Annotated in this window: 12 protein-coding genes and 1 tRNA gene; 7 read left to right on the top strand and 6 right to left on the bottom strand. The window is 59.2% G+C overall.

All coding sequences use genetic code 11. The features are described 5' to 3' along the window. Positions 1-5 precede the first annotated feature (5 nt). From ACR0ER_RS10695 to ACR0ER_RS10665, 7 genes are all read left to right on the top strand, one after another. On the top strand, positions 6-368 hold the full coding sequence (locus tag ACR0ER_RS10695) for a GPW/gp25 family protein (RefSeq protein WP_480768907.1): 363 nt from the start codon (positions 6-8) through the stop codon (positions 366-368). Next, entirely contained in the window at positions 365-2,917 is a 2,553-nt protein-coding gene (locus ACR0ER_RS10690; protein WP_480768906.1) for a putative baseplate assembly protein, read from the top strand. Before ACR0ER_RS10695 ends, ACR0ER_RS10690 begins: the two co-directional genes overlap by 4 nt. Beyond that, entirely contained in the window at positions 2,914-5,949 is a 3,036-nt protein-coding gene (locus ACR0ER_RS10685) for a baseplate J/gp47 family protein (RefSeq protein WP_480768905.1), read from the top strand. Before ACR0ER_RS10690 ends, ACR0ER_RS10685 begins: the two co-directional genes overlap by 4 nt. Further along, entirely contained in the window at positions 5,946-8,135 is a 2,190-nt protein-coding gene (locus ACR0ER_RS10680) for a hypothetical protein (RefSeq protein WP_480768904.1), read from the top strand. The genes ACR0ER_RS10685 and ACR0ER_RS10680 overlap by 4 nt, the downstream gene beginning before the upstream one ends. 12 nt (positions 8,136-8,147) lie before the next feature. Then, positions 8,148-11,567 (top strand): DUF6519 domain-containing protein, encoded by a 3,420-nt coding sequence (locus ACR0ER_RS10675; protein ID WP_480768903.1) that lies wholly within the window; start codon positions 8,148-8,150, stop codon positions 11,565-11,567. Positions 11,568-11,580: 13 nt separating this feature from the next. After that, entirely contained in the window at positions 11,581-12,159 is a 579-nt protein-coding gene (locus tag ACR0ER_RS10670; RefSeq protein WP_480768902.1) for a hypothetical protein, read from the top strand. Between the two features lie 676 nt (positions 12,160-12,835). Beyond that, positions 12,836-12,925: transfer RNA gene (locus tag ACR0ER_RS10665), tRNA-Ser, on the top strand. A 351-nt stretch (positions 12,926-13,276) separates the two neighbouring features. Here ACR0ER_RS10665 and ACR0ER_RS10660 read toward each other — a convergent pair. From ACR0ER_RS10660 to ACR0ER_RS10635, 6 genes are all read right to left on the bottom strand, one after another. Then, a complete protein-coding gene (locus ACR0ER_RS10660) occupies positions 13,277-14,977 on the bottom strand; it encodes a recombinase family protein (RefSeq protein WP_480768901.1) in 1,701 nt (566 codons plus the stop codon). After that, positions 14,974-15,378 carry a DUF2924 domain-containing protein gene (locus ACR0ER_RS10655; protein ID WP_480768900.1) on the bottom strand — a complete coding sequence of 135 codons (405 nt, stop codon included), beginning with the start codon at positions 15,376-15,378 and terminating at the stop codon, positions 14,974-14,976. The genes ACR0ER_RS10660 and ACR0ER_RS10655 overlap by 4 nt, the downstream gene beginning before the upstream one ends. Next, entirely contained in the window at positions 15,375-15,620 is a 246-nt protein-coding gene (locus ACR0ER_RS10650; RefSeq protein WP_480768899.1) for a DUF3489 domain-containing protein, read from the bottom strand. The genes ACR0ER_RS10655 and ACR0ER_RS10650 overlap by 4 nt, the downstream gene beginning before the upstream one ends. Positions 15,621-15,741: 121 nt before the next feature. Further along, entirely contained in the window at positions 15,742-16,131 is a 390-nt protein-coding gene (locus tag ACR0ER_RS10645; protein ID WP_480768898.1) for a DUF5681 domain-containing protein, read from the bottom strand. 4 nt (positions 16,132-16,135) lie between these two features. After that, the gene (locus ACR0ER_RS10640; protein WP_480768897.1) at positions 16,136-16,507 is read right to left on the bottom strand and encodes a DUF5681 domain-containing protein; all 372 of its coding nucleotides are present in this window, start codon (positions 16,505-16,507) and stop codon (positions 16,136-16,138) included. Further along, on the bottom strand, positions 16,504-17,001 hold the full coding sequence (locus ACR0ER_RS10635; RefSeq protein WP_480769089.1) for a DNA-methyltransferase: 498 nt from the start codon (positions 16,999-17,001) through the stop codon (positions 16,504-16,506). The genes ACR0ER_RS10640 and ACR0ER_RS10635 overlap by 4 nt, the downstream gene beginning before the upstream one ends. Positions 17,002-17,110: the final 109 nt, after the last annotated feature.

Raw genomic sequence — 17,110 nt, 5'->3', positions numbered from 1 at the left:
GCGCGATGCTAATCGATTTTCCATATCATTTCGACGACCGCGACCGGACGGCAGAAGCCACTGAAGCCAAGCATATTCGCAACCTGATTGAACAGCTTTTGCTTACCAACCCAGGTGAGCGGGTGAACCGACCCGACTTTGGCGGCGGGGTAAACCAGCTCGTCTTCGCCGCGGCCAGCGCCGAAGCCGCTGCAACGGCAGGCTTCATGATCCGCGGCGCGTTACAGACCTATTTGGGTCAACGGATCCTCGTCGAAGACGTAGTCGCCAATGCCGAGGACTCTGTGCTGACGATAACCGTTATCTATCGCTTGCTGCGCACAGGTGTCACGGACCGGGTTGACCTGACATTGGGAGAGGCACCGTGATCTATCATTGCTGCGACCCAAGAAGACGAGAACTTGTATTGCAGGCCATTGACGATGGGACGGACATCAACGGCATCGACTTTGTCGAAGTGCTGGACCTCGAAGCACCGCTCTCAACACCGCGTCAACGTACGATATTGGTTCGTTTCTTGACCGATGCGCCAGTGTTGGAGCCCGAGGAAATCGCCATAGACGGTGGCGAGCGCATCACCGGTATCAAGGTTGAATGGGTGACACGCGCCGACGCGCCCGATGTCCCCGCGACTGAGGGCGACCTTGCCACGTTCCTGTTGGCAATGACGCAACCTGAACAGGTGCTGGTACTACGCACGTCGTCTTCCGGAGATTTTTCCACCTATAGGCTCCGGCTGGTCGGGGCAGAATTTGAACCGCCCGCCGGAATTGACCGCGTGCTGTCGATGATTGACTTTTCCTTCAAGGTTGAGTGCCCAACCGACTTTGATTGCGCGCCGATTTGTCATTGCGATGATGACCTGCCCCCTCCGCCGCCACTGACTTACCTCGCCAAGGATTACCAAAGCTTCAGGCGCATGATGCTGGCCCGAATGCGGCAATTGCTGCCCGATTGGCGGGAACGCAACCCAGCCGATCTTGGGGTAACCATCGTCGAGATGTTGGCCTATACAGCCGACCGTTTGTCCTATGCACAGGACGCGGCAGCCACCGAAAGTTACCTGGCCACTGCGCGGCAGCGGCCCTCGGTCCGGCGCCATGCCCGACTTGTCGACTACGCCATGCATGACGGCGCGTCGGCCAGAGTATTCGTTCAAGTCGCACCGACAGAGAACGGTTCTACCAGCATTGCGGCGGGCACCCGGTTTATTACGCGAACTGGCGAATTCGATGCCGGAATTTCCGATCCGATCGAACAGGCGCGAGCGTTGGCTTTCGGTCCGCTTGTATTTGAAGCGCTTGAAACGCGAGACATCCAAGATGATCAGACCGAGATGAGCTTTTACGATTGGGGCAACGACGAATGCTGTCTGCCCAAGGGTGCGACCCGGGCCACGCTGCGGGGCAACATTGAAAGCCTTGAAGAGGGACAGGTTCTGATCTTCGAGGAGGTTCTGGGCCCGCTGACCGGCTCCGAGGCTGATGCTGATCCTGGCAAGCGCCACGCGGTCATGCTGACTAAAGTCCAGGCCGATCTAACCGATGACCTGACTAACGAAGCGATTACCGAGATCCGCTGGGCCGAAGAAGATGCGCTGCCCTTCCCGTTTTGCCTGTCTGCCCGATTGGATGCGTCGCAGGGCGGCGGCGTTGAACGCGGGATCAGTCGCGCTTTAGGCAACATTATCCTTGCCGATCACGGGGCCACCATTTTGGATGAACCCTTGGGCGAGGTACCAGAACCACACCTTTATTTTGTGCCCAGCGCGGGTGAAGATTGTGACCCCTGCCAACATCCCGAGCCAGAGCCCGTTCCGCCCCGTTTCCGCCCACGATTGGATGAGGGACCTGTAACGCAAAGCGCCGCGCGCCCCCCAAATCCGGCCAGCCCGAACGCTGCAGCGGTTTTCGCCTCAGCCTATGCCAAGCTTCACGCGCCCAACACAATCCGCTTGCCTTGGCTCACATTGCAAAGCGGCGATCTGGCCAGCCCGGACCACTGGCAGCTTCGACCTGATTTAATCTCTTCCCCACCTGAGGCGCGGCACGCTGTACTTGAAATCCACAGCGATGGCAGTTCTGTCCTTCGCTTTGGCGATGACGGCAACGGGCGGCGGCCCAATCCGGGTGTCCCTTTTCACGCCAGTTATCGCATCGGCAATGGTCCGGTTGGAAACATAGGCCACGACGCGCTGGCCCATGCTCTGACCGGTGCAGCAATTCGTTGGGTGCGCAATCCACTGCCCGCGGTCGGGGGCCGCGCACCGGAAAGCATGGAAGAGGTGCGTCAGGCTGCGCCCTATGCCTATCGTCGACAGGAACGCGCAGTAACCCCCTCGGACTACGCCGCTATTGCGCGTCGGTTTCCCGATGTGCAACGCGCTGCTGCGACCTTTCGCTGGAACGGACACGGCCACACGGTATTCGTCACCGTTGACCGGTTTGGTGGCCGTGCCGTGACGCCGGAATTTGAGGCATCGCTGATCACGTTCCTCGATGGCTATCGCATGGCCGGCTATGATCTGGAGATTGACGGGCCCATCCCCATTGCATTGGAGATCGGTCTGTTCATATGCGCTGAATCAGACCACTTCGCCAGTGAAGTGCGGCGTGCAGTGTTGATAGAACTGTCTGCCGCGCGACTGCCGAATGGGCGCACGGGGTTCTTCCACCCCGACAACTTCACCTTTGCTGATCCGGTGTATCTGTCTGCACTTTATGCCCGAGTTATGGCGGTGCCGGGCGTCGCTTCCGTCAAGGCGACCCGGTTTCGTCGTCGTGGCGATCAGAACAGCAGGATCGGTTTGCAGGATGGCGTTCTGACATTCGGTCGGCTGGAAATCGCACAGCTTGAAAATGACCGCAATTTCCCAGAGCGCGGCGCACTGGAAATCACCATGGGAGGCGGCAAATGAACGATCTACCGCTCCGCATCGCTCATCGTGATCCTGGACTGCCCTTTAATATTTGCGGCTGTTGCGGAGGCGTACGGCCTTTGACCCCGCTGCAGATCAGCAACCGCCCGAACCTTCCAAAGATCGTGTTCCGGTCTGGCGACCATGCACGGCACAAGGCGGCAATGCTGGCAGGACTATCTTCAAACACGGCGCTACCGCTTGCGGGTCTGGGTACGCGAGACGATTCCGACTTTTCCATTGCGCTGATCGATGCGTGGGCTTCAGCACTGGAGGTGCTTGGCTTTTATCAAGAACGCCTGATCAACGAATCTTATATCGGCACCGCGACCGAGCGCTTTTCAATTGGGGAATTGGCACGGCTGGTGGGCTATCGCCTGCATCCCGGCGCTGCGGCAGAAACCGACATGATCCTGCTGATGGACGATCCGCCCGGGACTGAACCCGATGTGGCAACGTTAACTGTTCCACAGGGCACACGTATTCAAAGTCAGCCGGGCCCGGGCGAGACAGCACAAGTGTTCGAGACAATCGAAGAGCTTGAAGCGCGCGTTGCTTGGAACAGATTGCGCCCGCGTCAGACGGAATTGGTGGTCCCGGGCGACGGCGATCGCGTCGCTTGGGTGCAAGGTACTCCGCCTCTGGCGAAGGGCGATGTCCTGCTATTTGTCGGTGCCGGGCGGCAGGACGACCACACCGCGTCTGATTGGAACGTGCGGCGCCTGTTATCTGCCGAGGCGGAGGCAGACGGTGCCCGTACCCGTATCGAATGGGACACGGCACTCAGCGGGATCGAGCCCGAGGGTCTGCAATTGCTGGTACTGCGTGAACGCGCCTCATTGTTTGGGCACAATGCGCCGGATCCCAAAGTTTTCTCAGAAGATCAGTTAGAGAATTTCGGGTTCATCGAACCGGCAACCGACGGCGAGTCTTTCGGACTCGTCGAAGCGCTGACCGACGACATGCCTGCAGGCGAGCCTGCTGATCTGGCTGTACAGATCGGTGACTGGGATTTCGCCATGCCCTATTACAACGCGCTTTCAGAGCCCGGCATATCAAACGGCATGTTCCTTCTCGACGCGATTTATCCAAGTTTTGTGTCAGGTGGATGGGTCGTGCTGAGTGCGCGGCAAGGCATGGCCGCACCGTTCCGTATCCTCAATGCCTGGGATGATGGTCTGACGGCCTATGCCATCTCAGGCAAGGCAACCGCGATTCAACCGGACGCCCCAAATGGCGGTCAGGACTTCCAGGGCTTTTACCGAAGCACCTCGGTTTGGGGCGCGAGTGAAACGCTGGGCTTTGCTGAACGCGCCATCCCAACCTTTGTCACAGGTACCGAGATTTTGCTCGATCGTCGCGTTGAGGATATGTCCGAGGGCCACCGCCTGGCCCTGCGCGGGCCACGTGCACGGGTACGGCTGGCGACAGGCACCGTCACCTTGACCAGTGACAGCGGCGAGCTTCGCCAGATACCCGCTGGGTATGAACTGATCGTCATTTCCGTGCAGGAAATCCCTTTCATAATTAATGCCTTCTTCCTCGTCATCATTCTGGCAGAGCTCGGCGAGATCTTTACCGCCAACACAGACGGAGTCGGGGGCGGCTTTGGTCCGGGCGGTGGCGGCAATTTTGCCAATGTCAGCGGCGGAGGAGGAGGCGGTCCCGGCTCATTCGGTGAATTTGGTGATCTGGCCAATCCAGAGGCCGAGGACAGCGGCGGCGGTCTGCCGGTCTTGTTGCAGTGGACGCTGCAGGACGCCGATGGCTTCACCGGCACTGTATCAACACTTCCCGGTGCTTTCTTGACGGTCCCGGCTTACGCCGACGACCCGGTGGTGGCGGAAATCGCGCTTCTGGAGCGAGTTGAGGACGTCAATCCGTTTCGCTCTCGTCTAGTGTTCAATGCGGCATTGACCCACGTCTATGACCGCGCCGCGTTGGCAATTCATGGCAACGTAGCCAAGGCTGCGCACGGAGAGGCAGCGACTGAAATTCTTGGCGCGGGCGACCCGGCGGTACCGTTCCAGAAATTCGTATTGGGTCAGGCACCAGTTACCCATCGTTTGGCATCGACCCCGACTGGTGTAGACAGCACGCTGAGCGTGCGTGTCGACGGTGTTGAGTGGCAGGAGATGCCGGACCTTTATGATCGCGGCACCGAGGCACAGGTTTTTCGAACAGTACTGACCGATGACGGCCAGACCATCGTGGAATTTGGCGATGGCGTGTCCGGCGCCCGACCATCACCTGGTCAGGACAACATCGTCGCGCAATTTTCGCGGGGGCTGGGGCGCGCGGGCAATCTTCGTGCTGGGCAACTGGCGATGCTACTGGACCGGCCACTGGGCCTGCGCGAGGCCTTTAACCCGCTGCCCGCCACAGGAGGCGCCGATCCGGAGGCTGCCGAGGATGCGCGGCGCAACGTACCGCTTTACACACTTACTTTGGGCCGTGTCGTGTCGATCACGGATTACCGTGACTTTGCACTGGGCTTTCCCGGTATCGCCAAGGCAGAAAGCCGTTGGGTTTGGAACGGTGTTAATCGCCGCGTCGTTGTGACTGTTGCCGGTGACGACGGAGTTATACTTCCCACTGATGGCGCGACCTTTGAAGCGCTGCTCGGGGCATATCGCGAATTTGGCGATCCGCTGGTTGGGTTCGACCTAATCGCCTATGCCCCAACCTACTTCCGGGTCGCGCTCAAGGTCTCGGTTGAACCTGCCCATGACACGGACACCATTCTTGCCCATGTACAGGAGCAACTGCGCGATGACTTTGCCTTTGAAGCCCGCGATTTCGCGCAGGAGTTGACGTTAAGCGAGGTTGCAGCCTCGGCCCACAAAGTTACAGGCGTGCGCGCCGTCGACATTGACCGGCTTTACCGCGACACCGGCCACCAAACGCAGAAGAAGGTGCATGATCGATTGGTCGCCTTGCCCGGGCGCAAAGCCCCAGATCTTGGCTTGCTCCCTGCGGAAATCCTGACTTTGTCAACCGAGCCTTTTGACTGGTTGGAGGTGATGCCATGAACCGGATCACGCCTGAAACTCTCTACGCCTTGTTGCCGGCACATACCCGGGTGCGTGACGCTGAAATGGGCGGGCCACTGCAAGCCTTCGTCGCATTGTTGGCGCGAGAAGGCGCAGTGCTTGAGGAAAACATCGAGCAACTGCTCGACAACGCCTTTATCGAAACCTGCGCGCCTTGGGCAGTGCCCTATATCGGTGGCACGATCGGCTATCGCGCCTTACACAACGTCGGCGGCGCTGCGGCTGGCACTCGCGCAGAGGCCGCCAACACCATCCCCTACCGCCGGAGAAAAGGCACGCCTGCGGTTCTGGAACAGCTTGCCGCCGACGTGACTGGCTGGCCCGCCAAGGTTGTCGAGTATTTCCAACTCGTTGCGACGTGTCAGCACATGAACCATCTCCGTCTGTCGCCGCGCGGAATTGCCGAACATTTACCTGCACGGCCTGATCACCATGTCACCGCGAACCTGCGCGACCCTGCGCGTATGGAACAGCTTGGCACCGCGTTTGACCCAGTCACCCGGTCTGTCGATGTTCGGTCAATCGAGCGCAATCCGGGCCGCAAGAGCATCGGCGGGCGCCACCACCTGCCCAACATCGGATTGCACCTGTATCGGTTGTTACCGCTGTCCGTCAGCCGCGTTGCCCTGCGCCCGGCTGAAGATGGCGATGCCCGCCGGTTTGTTTTCGATCCGCTGGGCGCGCCGCGCCAACTGTTCCAGTTTCCATTACCGCAAGACGCAATCACCACGCTGGCACGACCCGAACATATGCCGTTGCCAATCACGCGGCGAATGCTCGATGCCGATCCAGCCCTGTGGTACGGACCGGACCGCGGCTTTGTGCTTTGGCAGGGCGATGACCCGATCCCATTGACCGACATCATTGCCTGCGATCTATCTGATGACGGTCTGGGGTGGAACCACACGCCGCATCCGAGCGGCGCTGAGCCACTGATCCGTGTAGATCCCGAATTGGGCCGTCTCAGCTTCCCCGAGGATCAGGCCGAGCCCATTCTGGCCACCTGGCATCGTGGCTTCCCCGGCCGGATTGGCGGCGGTGAATACGACCGCTCTCGCGAGGTGGTGCTGCGCCCCGGCGATGATCCGGTGGTGGTCACCGGGGACGCAACTGAATTGGTGCAAGCGCTCAACAATTTGCCCAGCCAAGGCGGCATCGTCGAGATCGACAGCAATGCAGTCTTTGATTTACCGAACCCACTCACCATTGAAGCTGAAGCCGACGCCGAGATCATCCTGCGGGCTCAGGATGGTCGCCGACCGATCCTGCGTGGCGACCAAGTGACCCTGCGCGGAGGCGCGGATTCGCGGATCGAACTGAACGGACTGGTGCTGGATGGCGGGCCGTTGGTTATGGAACCGAACGGCGACGGCGAGTCGCTGTCAGATGTTCGGCTGCGACATCTGACGTTGATCCCCGGTCACAGCTACTCCGCCAGCGGTGGCATGGTGTCTCCGGGTGCGGCGAGTATTGAGATCACTACTGTCGGGACTGAGTTGGACGTTACTGACTGTATTAGCGGCCCACTGGTCCTGAGCGACACGACCACGGTCGATATCACAGACAGCTTTATTGATGCGGCGGCGGCCGACCCGTTTGATAGTTTGAATGGCTTCGCCATCTCGGGTAGCGGCGGAGCCCCCGCAGGCAGCCTCAGTATGGCTGGCACGACGGTATTTGGGCACATCTTCGTGAGAGTTATGCCGTTGGTGTCAAACTCGATCCTACGCGCAGGCGATGCCGACGATACTGTTCCGGTTCAGGTCCTGCACCGACAAGAGGGTTGCATCCGCTTTAGCTTCGTTCCGCTTGGCTCAATCGTGCCACGCCGCTATCGCTGTCAACCGCAACTCGCCATCGATGCAGCGATCGAAGCCGCTGAAGAAGCCAGCGGTGCCCCACTTAGCAGCGTTCAAAGCGCCGAGATATCCGAGCGCATTGCCACTTGGCTGGTGCCTTCTTTCACTGCCATCACGTCGGCCCATCCGGCTTATGGTCAACTGCGCGAAGCCGCACCGATCGAAATTCGACACGGCGCCGAGAATGGTGGTGAAATGGGCGTGTGGCATCACCTGCACGCGCCTCAACGCGAAACCAATCTGCGCATCCGCTTGCCGGAATACCTGCGCTTCGGGCTCGAAGCGGGCCTGTTTTACGAAACGTAAGGAGGAATAGAGATGGGCAGCGATACTAGTAGAAATACATTTGACCCGCGCAATGATTTCTCCGGCGTGTTTTTGCAACAAGGCCGTGCCGTACTGGACGCCGATTGGAATGAGATGGTGCAGATGTTCATGCGCCGTACCCGGACCGAAACGGTCGATACAATTGGCCGCGCGGTGGTTCCAATCGAGACACCAGAGGGTTTTGAAATCCGGTTCAACGATGACGGAGAGTTGGAATACGGGCGCGGTCGCTTTTACCTGGACGGCTACTTGTGCGAGAGCGCTGGCCAGGCAGAGTTCGACGGCGCGCCGGTCGTGGGGCTTGACCCACCGATCTTTGATCGCGCGCGGCCGGGCGATGACGGCCCTGAGGGCGTATTGGACGAAATGATCTCGCAAGAGGCCGGAGATTTCGTACCGTTAGACGCACAGCCATATTGGCCGACTGCGGAAGGCTTGCCAGAGCCAGATGCGGCCGGCAACACGGCGGGCCCTCAAATCGCATATCTGGTCTGCTGGGATCGCGAAGTGCATCCGGTACAGCACCCCGATCTGCTCGACCCGGCTCTTGGCGGCATCGACACGACAACGCGCACGCAAACTGTCTGGCAAATCAGGCTGCTCGACGTCCCGCAAGGCACAAGCTGTGAAACACCAGACGGCCAGATCCAGGAATGGTTCGATCTTATTCAGCCCTCAAGTGCGCGCCTCAGCGTCGATACAATCGACATCGAGGCCCCCGAAGACCCTTGTATTGTGCCGCCATCGGACGGCTATGTCGGGCGTGAAAACCAGCACTACCGCGTCCAGATCCATGACTTCACGGACGACGGTGTGCCGCGCATAAAGTTCAGCCGCGAAAATGGGTCGGTGGTCGCTGCGGTGGAAGCCATCGACACCCCGGCCAACATGGTCACCGTAGACAGTATCGGACGAGACGAAAAACTGTCTTTCAAAGAGGGCGACTGGGTAGAGTTGACCGACGATCATCGCGAGTTTGACCACCGTTCCGGTCGAATGCTTCGCATCGTGCGGGTACTGGAACTGACCCGGCAAATCGAATTCGACCGCGAGATCGACTCACCCGATGTTGGCACCACGGGCGAAGACGGCTCTGATCTGATCCCAACTGGACTTGGCAGCGACACGTTGGCCGCGCGTCACACCCGGCTGATCCGCTGGGATCAAACAGGAATCTATGAATACGACAATGGCGACGACCCCATCGACCTTGACGAGACAGAGACCGAAGGTCTGATCCCGATGCCGACCGACGGCTCTGCGGTTCATCTTGAAGCGGGGATCACGATTGCCCTGAATACCGACGGCCCCGGTGATCCGCATGCGATGGATCGGTGGAGCTTTTTTGCCCGCACCGCCGGCACTCAAGTCGAAGAACTGGTCAATGCACCGCCACATGGCACTCAACGGCACTATGCTCGGCTTGCGGTGGTCGACCCCGCAAGTGGTTTCGTCGACGATTGCCGAATTTTCTGGCCACCGACATTCGAGGGCGAACCGGGTGGTGGTGAAGAGGTGGACCACTGCGGCTGCACAGTTTGCGTCACACCCGAGTTGCACAATTCCGGGGAACTGACGATTCAAGCTGCCATCAATCAGGTTGATCCACCCGGCGGCATCGTCTGTCTTGAGGCAGGTGCCTACTTTCTCTCATCGCCGATTGAGATTGCCGATCGAAACGGCATTCGTCTGAAGGGACAGGGCATAGGCACGACACTGGCCTATTTCGGCAACGGTGCGGCTATCCGTGTCGCTGATACGACGGATGTCATACTGGACAGGTTCACGCTATTCGTGCGGCCGGAAGAGGACAATCTGGGCAATCTGCCACCCAGCCACGGCGTCACTGCCGTCAACACCTCGGCCCTGATGCTGTCGCGGCTGAGCATTGGCGTTATCGTCTCAGACGCGGCAGGCAGAACCGACCATGCGATCGCACTGGACGGGGCGCAGATCGGCACAGTGGTGGAAAACTGCGTGGCCTTGGCCGCAATCGGGCTTGGCTCTCGCTCTTCTTTTGATGAGACAACGAATGACATTGATGAGCCAAGCTTTGTCGCATTCGCTGAGATGAGGGTGCGTGATTGCACCCTGTTTGGGGCACGTGACGGCGTACATTTCGATCGTGTTGCCTTTAATCTTGCAGGCGCGGGTTTTACCGGAAACCTGGTCTTGGCCGGGAATGTCGGCATGCATGTCAATTGGGTCGACTTGCCCATTGCAAGCGCATTGATCGAGGGCGCCACGGTGATCGGTGGATTGTTCGGCCTGGTGTTGGGCGCAGGCGACGTGCGGGTGAAAGACTGTGAGATCACCGCTGGCCAGGATGTAGGTGTCGGCATTCACACGGTTTTGAACTTGGCACCGGACGCCGCAACCGATTTGCGCGTGATCAGCACCGGCATAGCCGATCTTGGGGGGACCGGCATCAGCCTGGCCGGGCGCCACGGCTCGGTTCTGATCAAGCAGAACATCATCCGCCGCTGCGGCGCTGGCGGGATTGCTGTCTCGCCCCAAGCGCAGATCAATCACCTGTCGATCGACAACAACCACATTGCAGACATTGCAGGAGCGGCGAGCAATGATCGCGCTGCAGGCATTGCCCTGTCCAGTACCGAAAACGTGCATGTAGCAGGCAACATGATCATAGGCGTGGGTGAGCTTGGCCAATCTGGCGAGCTTTATACCGGCATCGCTGGCGAGGCGCTTGCCCGCGTGACTATCAGCGATAACGAGATTGCTCGGATCGGACCCGACAACCCCGAGGTTCGCGCCATCGGCATCATGCTGCGGGATCCATTTGGCGAACTGGCTCTTCGAGGTAACCGGATCGAGGCGCGCCGTGGCCAAGTGGAATTTGCGACTTGGTCAGCCATCGAAATCGGCACGCCTTTCGAGGACATTCCTGAACTAGATGACGATGGAGGCAGACTCCCGATCCCGGCTGCCGTTAACTTAACCTCGCTTGGCGCCACGGACGAGGAAGCCGTCGCCTTTGTCACGCTGAGCGAGGATGTCTTACGGGTTTCAGCAAATGGTGTCGCCCACGTCTTTGATAACCGTCAGGCGACCGTCGCCGTAACCGGGACGCAGGTTACCGCCGATCTGGCCCTGCTACGCCCAATGGTAACCGTTTTTCACGGCAGCCTCTTAAGTCTGGACGTAAGCCACAACCAACTAACTCAGGGTGGGCCCGAGTTCGATAATCTTCCTCCGTTGATGGTACTCGGCGGCCACCGGGTAAGCCTTGCCTCCAACACTCTGGTTCATCGACGGATCGTCCCTTCGATCAGGGTGCGCACTGGCGGCATCAACGATGCCACCGCACTGGGCAACATCACCGCCGAGCCGATCCAGCTTAACGGCGGCAACTTGCCCGCGCCGTTCAACCAACTCAACATCCTCGCATGACAGGAGGTTTGACATGATCACCCGCATCGCACGCATCGACACTGAGACCGACATCGCCAGCTTGGCGCGTTCACTCTACCGTGTCACCAGAGGCCGGGGGGGCGAGAATCTCATGAAGCGAGCAGAAATCGCTCTGGTCGCAGCCAACCCGTCTTTGAGCAAGGCCGAAGGGTTGGAAGCTGGGCGTCGCATAATCGTGCCGCAGGTCGACGGATTGACGCTAACCGCGCGTGCCACCGCTGCAGGAGAGGCTATAGGCGATCCAGCTGCAGAAGCGCTGAGCCGCCTCAGTCAAATCGCCATATCCCTGCAACTGGGTGAGGAAACCGCCAAGCTACGCCGTGCGCGCTTGCTCGAAAAGGCCAGCGGAACCGAGACAAGGAAGATCTTTGAGCGCGAGTTGACAGACTCTGTAAAATTGCTGGATGAGGCAATTGTGCAGATCAAAAAGCAGCAGGAAGCCGAAGCGCTAAGGCTGACAGATCTAAGCGACGCCCTGGATGCGGCCCGGGATGCGTTTGACACAATCGCTCAACACGGGGCAAATCAGACGGGCCGCCGTCTGACATCAGCACCCACCGGACGGACGTAGGGCTACGTGCAGCGGAGATGCGATCATCGAGCTGAATCGCTGCATAATTTGCAGTGATTGAACAGCCAAAAGAGGTGGCCATGACGTGTTATGTTGGATTGGATGCATCAGTTGAAAGCACTTCTATTTACGTGATCAACGAGACCGGAAAAGTCGAGAAAGAACTCTTGCCGCCAAGCTACCCTTAAGATCTCGCCACTGCTCTAAAGCCGTTTGCCGGTCGGACAGAGGCGGATGATTTGGAAGCCGGCCCGATGTCTGAGTTCTTGGTTTCAGGCCTACAGGACCGTGGCCTGGATGCCATGGCGCGAGAGACCGCCCTGGCAACGCAGCGGAGCCCGACTACAGATCTGCTGTCTCCGGAATTTTGATGTTGTGAATTGCCGTTGTTCATGACCGCTCCTCCTTTCAGAGCGGAACGGGGTCTGAACTGGGTTGGACGGAAATGTTGACGAATCCCGTCGCGTAAGGCTGCGCTGCCGAAGCGACGCCACGCTGATTCAACTCCCCGTCGGTGGAAACCGAGCCAAATGAATTGACCAAATCTTGCCCGAAGCTGGTGCCAATCAGTGCTATTTCGTGCTATTTCAAGGGGTTCTGGCGGTTTCGCAAAAAAATCCGGCCGGGACGAAATTGACCTTGTATTTCCGGCGCTTGCGCGGATATACCCGTCGGCGGAGACGTGGCCGAGTGGTCGAAGGCGCTCCCCTGCTAAGGGAGTAGGCGGGAAACCGTCTCGAGGGTTCGAATCCCTTCGTCTCCGCCACCCACCCCAGTCTCTGTCAGCAATATGCCTATTTCCCTGTTTTCTGCCGGTTTTACGGGGGCTTGGACTGTGGCATTTCCCAGAGAGACGACCGTTGCGCCGCTGTTCAGGGCGACTTCCCAGGGTCGTCTCCGGAGGCACCATCACGCGCTTCGGTTAGGGTTAAAATTCCCTGCTAACAGGGAATTAACAGGGAAAATTTATGAGTATTGTGCTTTTCGACCAAATTGCGTCTCAAATCCAGACTTAACTTCAATGGGTTATGGGCGATTTCCCTACGCAATTTAACAGGGAACTTTTTCGCAATTAACAGGGAACTTTTCTGCAGAAACAGGGATGTGCACATGGGGATCAGGGATGACCGGAAGTTAGGTCAAAGCCATACAATTTTGCCTGCCGATCCCAATCGAGTGGAATAGGTTTGCGGACGATCCGTTCGAGGGTGAGGGCTGGTGGTTGGCGACCCTCAAGGATCGCTTGCTGGATCGCGGGTGAAAGAAAGGCGAGCTGGGCCCGGGTCCGGATGTAGGATTCGGAATGGCTGGTTCCGGCGGCGATCTCGCTCAAGGGTTTGCCGTTGAGCAGAGCTGCCGTCCAGGAATGCGCCCGGGCCAAGGCACGTAGAAGGGTTTGGTCCGGTTCGGGCTCGCGATCCCCGACAACAATCTTCCCCTCGACGCCCCGCCGACGCAGCGCAAACGGCGCTTGGATCCGAAGCGCTGTCGCATCGATCTCATCCGGCTTCAGGCCCAGTTCGTTCGACAGTTCAGTTGCTTCCAAATTCAACGTGATGCGTCCGTTTCCAATGCATCCTTCAGAGACAAGGTTTCGAATTAAATCTGGAGCACGTTCCACTAACCGCGCCTCCAACCCCAGTGCCTTGCCGCGCATTACATCGCCTGTCTGGAGATCTGCCTTGGCAAGAAGGCGATGACTACGGTCGAGATTTCTTATGTGCTTCGCTATCACGCCGGCGACGGCTTGCTCCAACTGGGCCGCGGGCAACCGCCAACCTTGTGGATCCGTCCCGCCCGAGATTAGCCGATTGGATGTGTAGTATCGCAACTGACGACCGCGCCGTCGAGTATGTGTCGGAGTCAATCTGTCGCCGGTTTCGTCCCGAAGCTTGCCGGTGAGGGCAGCAGCCCCATTCTTGCGGCAACTCTTCGTGGATCCGTCCGCTGATCTTGGCCGCATGCTGGCGGCCTGCAATTTTTCCTGAACCCGATCCCAATGCGTGATGTCGATGATAGGCTCATGCTGACCGTCCCAGACTTTGGTCTTGTGGCGGATCTTGCCAATGAAGATCGGATTGCGCAGCAGCGCATAGATCTGGCCGCGCGAGAATGGATTGCCGCCCTGGATCCGCCCGGATTTGAAACGGTGCAGCTTGGATCGTAGCCCAAGCTCATTGGCTTTGCGCATGACCGCATTCAGGCAACCGAGGTCGTAATAAAGCGCGAAGATCGACCGGACAGTCTCCGCCTCCTTAGCATTGACGACCAGGCCGCGGCTCTTCGGATCGGGATGTGGATCGTATCCCAGCGGGGGTACCCCGCCCATCCAAAGCCCCTTCTTTTTTGAGGCCGCGATTTTGTCCCGGATGCGCTCAGCCGTCACTTCTCGTTCAAACTGGGCAAAGGACAAAAGAACATTGAGCGTCAGCCGGCCCATGGAAGAAGCGGTGTTGAAGGCCTGGGTGACCGAGACAAAGGAACATCCGGCGGCATCAAAGTGCTCGACCAGCTTGGCGAAGTCGGCAAGGGATCGGGTCAGGCGATCGATTTTGTAGACCACAACCATCTGAACGCGACCCGCGTCGATGTCTGCCAGCAGGCGCTCAAGACCGGGCCGGTCGAGCGTACCGCCGGAGATGCCGCCATCGTCATAGCGGGTTTTAACCGCAACCCAGCCCTCATGCCGCTGGCTGGCGATATAGGCTGTACAAGCCTCGTGCTGGGCGTCGAGCGAGTTGAAGTCCTGGTCGAGTCCCTCATCGGAAGATTTGCGGGTGTAGATGGCGCAGCGGATCCGTGGTTTGCTCATGGTCATGCCAACCGTTTCAGGCCGAAGAACCGCGGTCCGGACCAGCGGGCTCCTGTGATAGCACGGGCGATCGGTGATAGCGAGGCATAGCGCTTGCCGTTCCAGAGGAATCCACCGTCGACGACATCGACGACATGGGTCACGCCATTCCATTCGCGGATCAGTCGGCCGCCGGGCTTCAGGCTGGGGCTGCTGGTGCCTCGGTCTTCACGTGCCACCTTTTCCAGCTTGCCGACAAACCCCTTGGGGAATCCGCCGCATTCCTTCGCCTGCATTTCAAAGGCCAGATACCGGCGCAGGAACGGGCTACTGAGGCGCTTCGGGACGGGCGTGCCGAAGACCGCGTCCCAGGCGGCGATCAGCGCCGCCCGGTCCATGGCTTCGATCTCAGCCACGGTGGGCCTCACCGGGCATCCTCCGGGTCGCGGGTGATCCGGTAGACGGTGCTGCCCCCGGGTTTGGATGGATCTGCGCGATCAATGCCGTACCCCACCTTCCTGAGCCCGCTTAGTGCCGCCCTGACGGAATGGGGCTGCCAGCCAGTGGCGGATTGCAGGGCAGCAAGATCCGCACCGGTCTTACGCTTCAGCAGTTTGCGCAGGACAGCCGTTTTGGTCTCGCGCGTGGGTGACGATTTGGATTGGGACATTTGTATTCCTCGATTTCGAACCAGCGGGATGCTGGCCCTCGTACCGAGATGCGCCCGGGGTCCAACCTGGCTTGGGATCAGTGACGCTCGTGTGGGGCGGGAAGTCCAGTCTGAAGAGATGCTAGTCGCGTAGCTCAGAGTCTTCTCGAACTTCCACTCCCAGGCGCTCCAATTTTTCGATAATTTGCTTCCGCTTGTTCTCTTGCTCTTCTTCTCTTGCCTTCACCGCCGGGCCGACCTCCAACATGATCCGGATGGCTTCAATCAGCGAAGTTTTGTGGCCCTTGAGACCTTTGCGGCAGAGCGCGAGATAGGCAGCTTCGATACCGTCCAACCGGACCGTCTTACCGTCCGGCGCGCGTGCGTCGACGGGCTGGGTCAGGATCCGCGCAGCGTCTGTCATCATGTCGGACTTGGATTGCGGCCGACCCCTGGGGTTGCCCGACTGGCCCTTTTGCCAGCGCTTGTTTTTTGGCGGGTTGGCATAACCAATTTTTTCTTCGTCAATCATTTTCTCATTCATCCCGAATAACTTCGACCCCCATCTTTTCGAAGGCACGCAGAATTCTTTCTTTCTTCTCTTCCGGCGAACAGACTCTCGGGTCGGCAATCCCGGACTCGCCGATGATCCGGCGCTGCAGAGCGAGGGCTTGCTTGTCGCCCTTGAGCGCCAGATCGCGCAACCTCCAGATCAGCGCATCCCGGATTGGCATTTTTTGATCGGGGTGTTTCACCCGCACTTTGCGCTTCAGGACCCGATCAAGCAGGGTATTCAGGTCTTCCTGCTTGCGCGGGCGACCACGAGGGTTTCCGGATATACCCTTTTTGAACCGGGTATGTTCGGGCGGACTCATATAACCGACACTGGGTGCCTGATCTTCCGTCATTCGGCAGCCTCCACGATCGCAGTGTTGGCCTCGGCTTCGCGGTCGAGGACGACATCGGAAAAGGTCTGATCGGTGCCAATGAGACGCGCTGGCTGGCCCGTTTGTGCCTCGAAGCGCCGACAGATCACATCGCAATAGAGGGGGTCGAGTTCAATGAGGCGGGCCACACGCCCCGTGCGTTCGGCCGCGATCAGCGTGGTGCCCGAACCACCGAAGCCGTCGAGCACGATGTCGCCACGGCGGGTCACATCGCGGATTGCATCCGCCACAAGTGCTGTGGGTTTGACAGTCGGATGAAGCGCCAGGTCCTCCTGGTTGCCGCCGAAGCTGTTGACGCCTGCATACTCCCAGACATTCGTCCGATAGCGGCCAGTTTCACCAAGACCAAAGGTGTTCAGGTGTTTTGCGGTGCCGACCTTGTAGACGAAGATCAGCTCGTGCTGCGAACGGTAGAAAGTGCCCATGCCGCCATTGGTTTTGGCCCACACCACCAGATTCTTCAGCTCTGAATAGGTGTCTAGCCCCCTTGTTCTGGGCCATCTCGGACTAGAGTTTCGGGGACTGGTGGGCGCATGTTGAGGGCCTGATGCGGTCGGGTGTGGT

The sequence above is a fragment of the Ruegeria sp. CH8 genome, from assembly GCF_056536985.1.
This window is presented reverse-complemented; position numbering and strand designations above follow the sequence as displayed.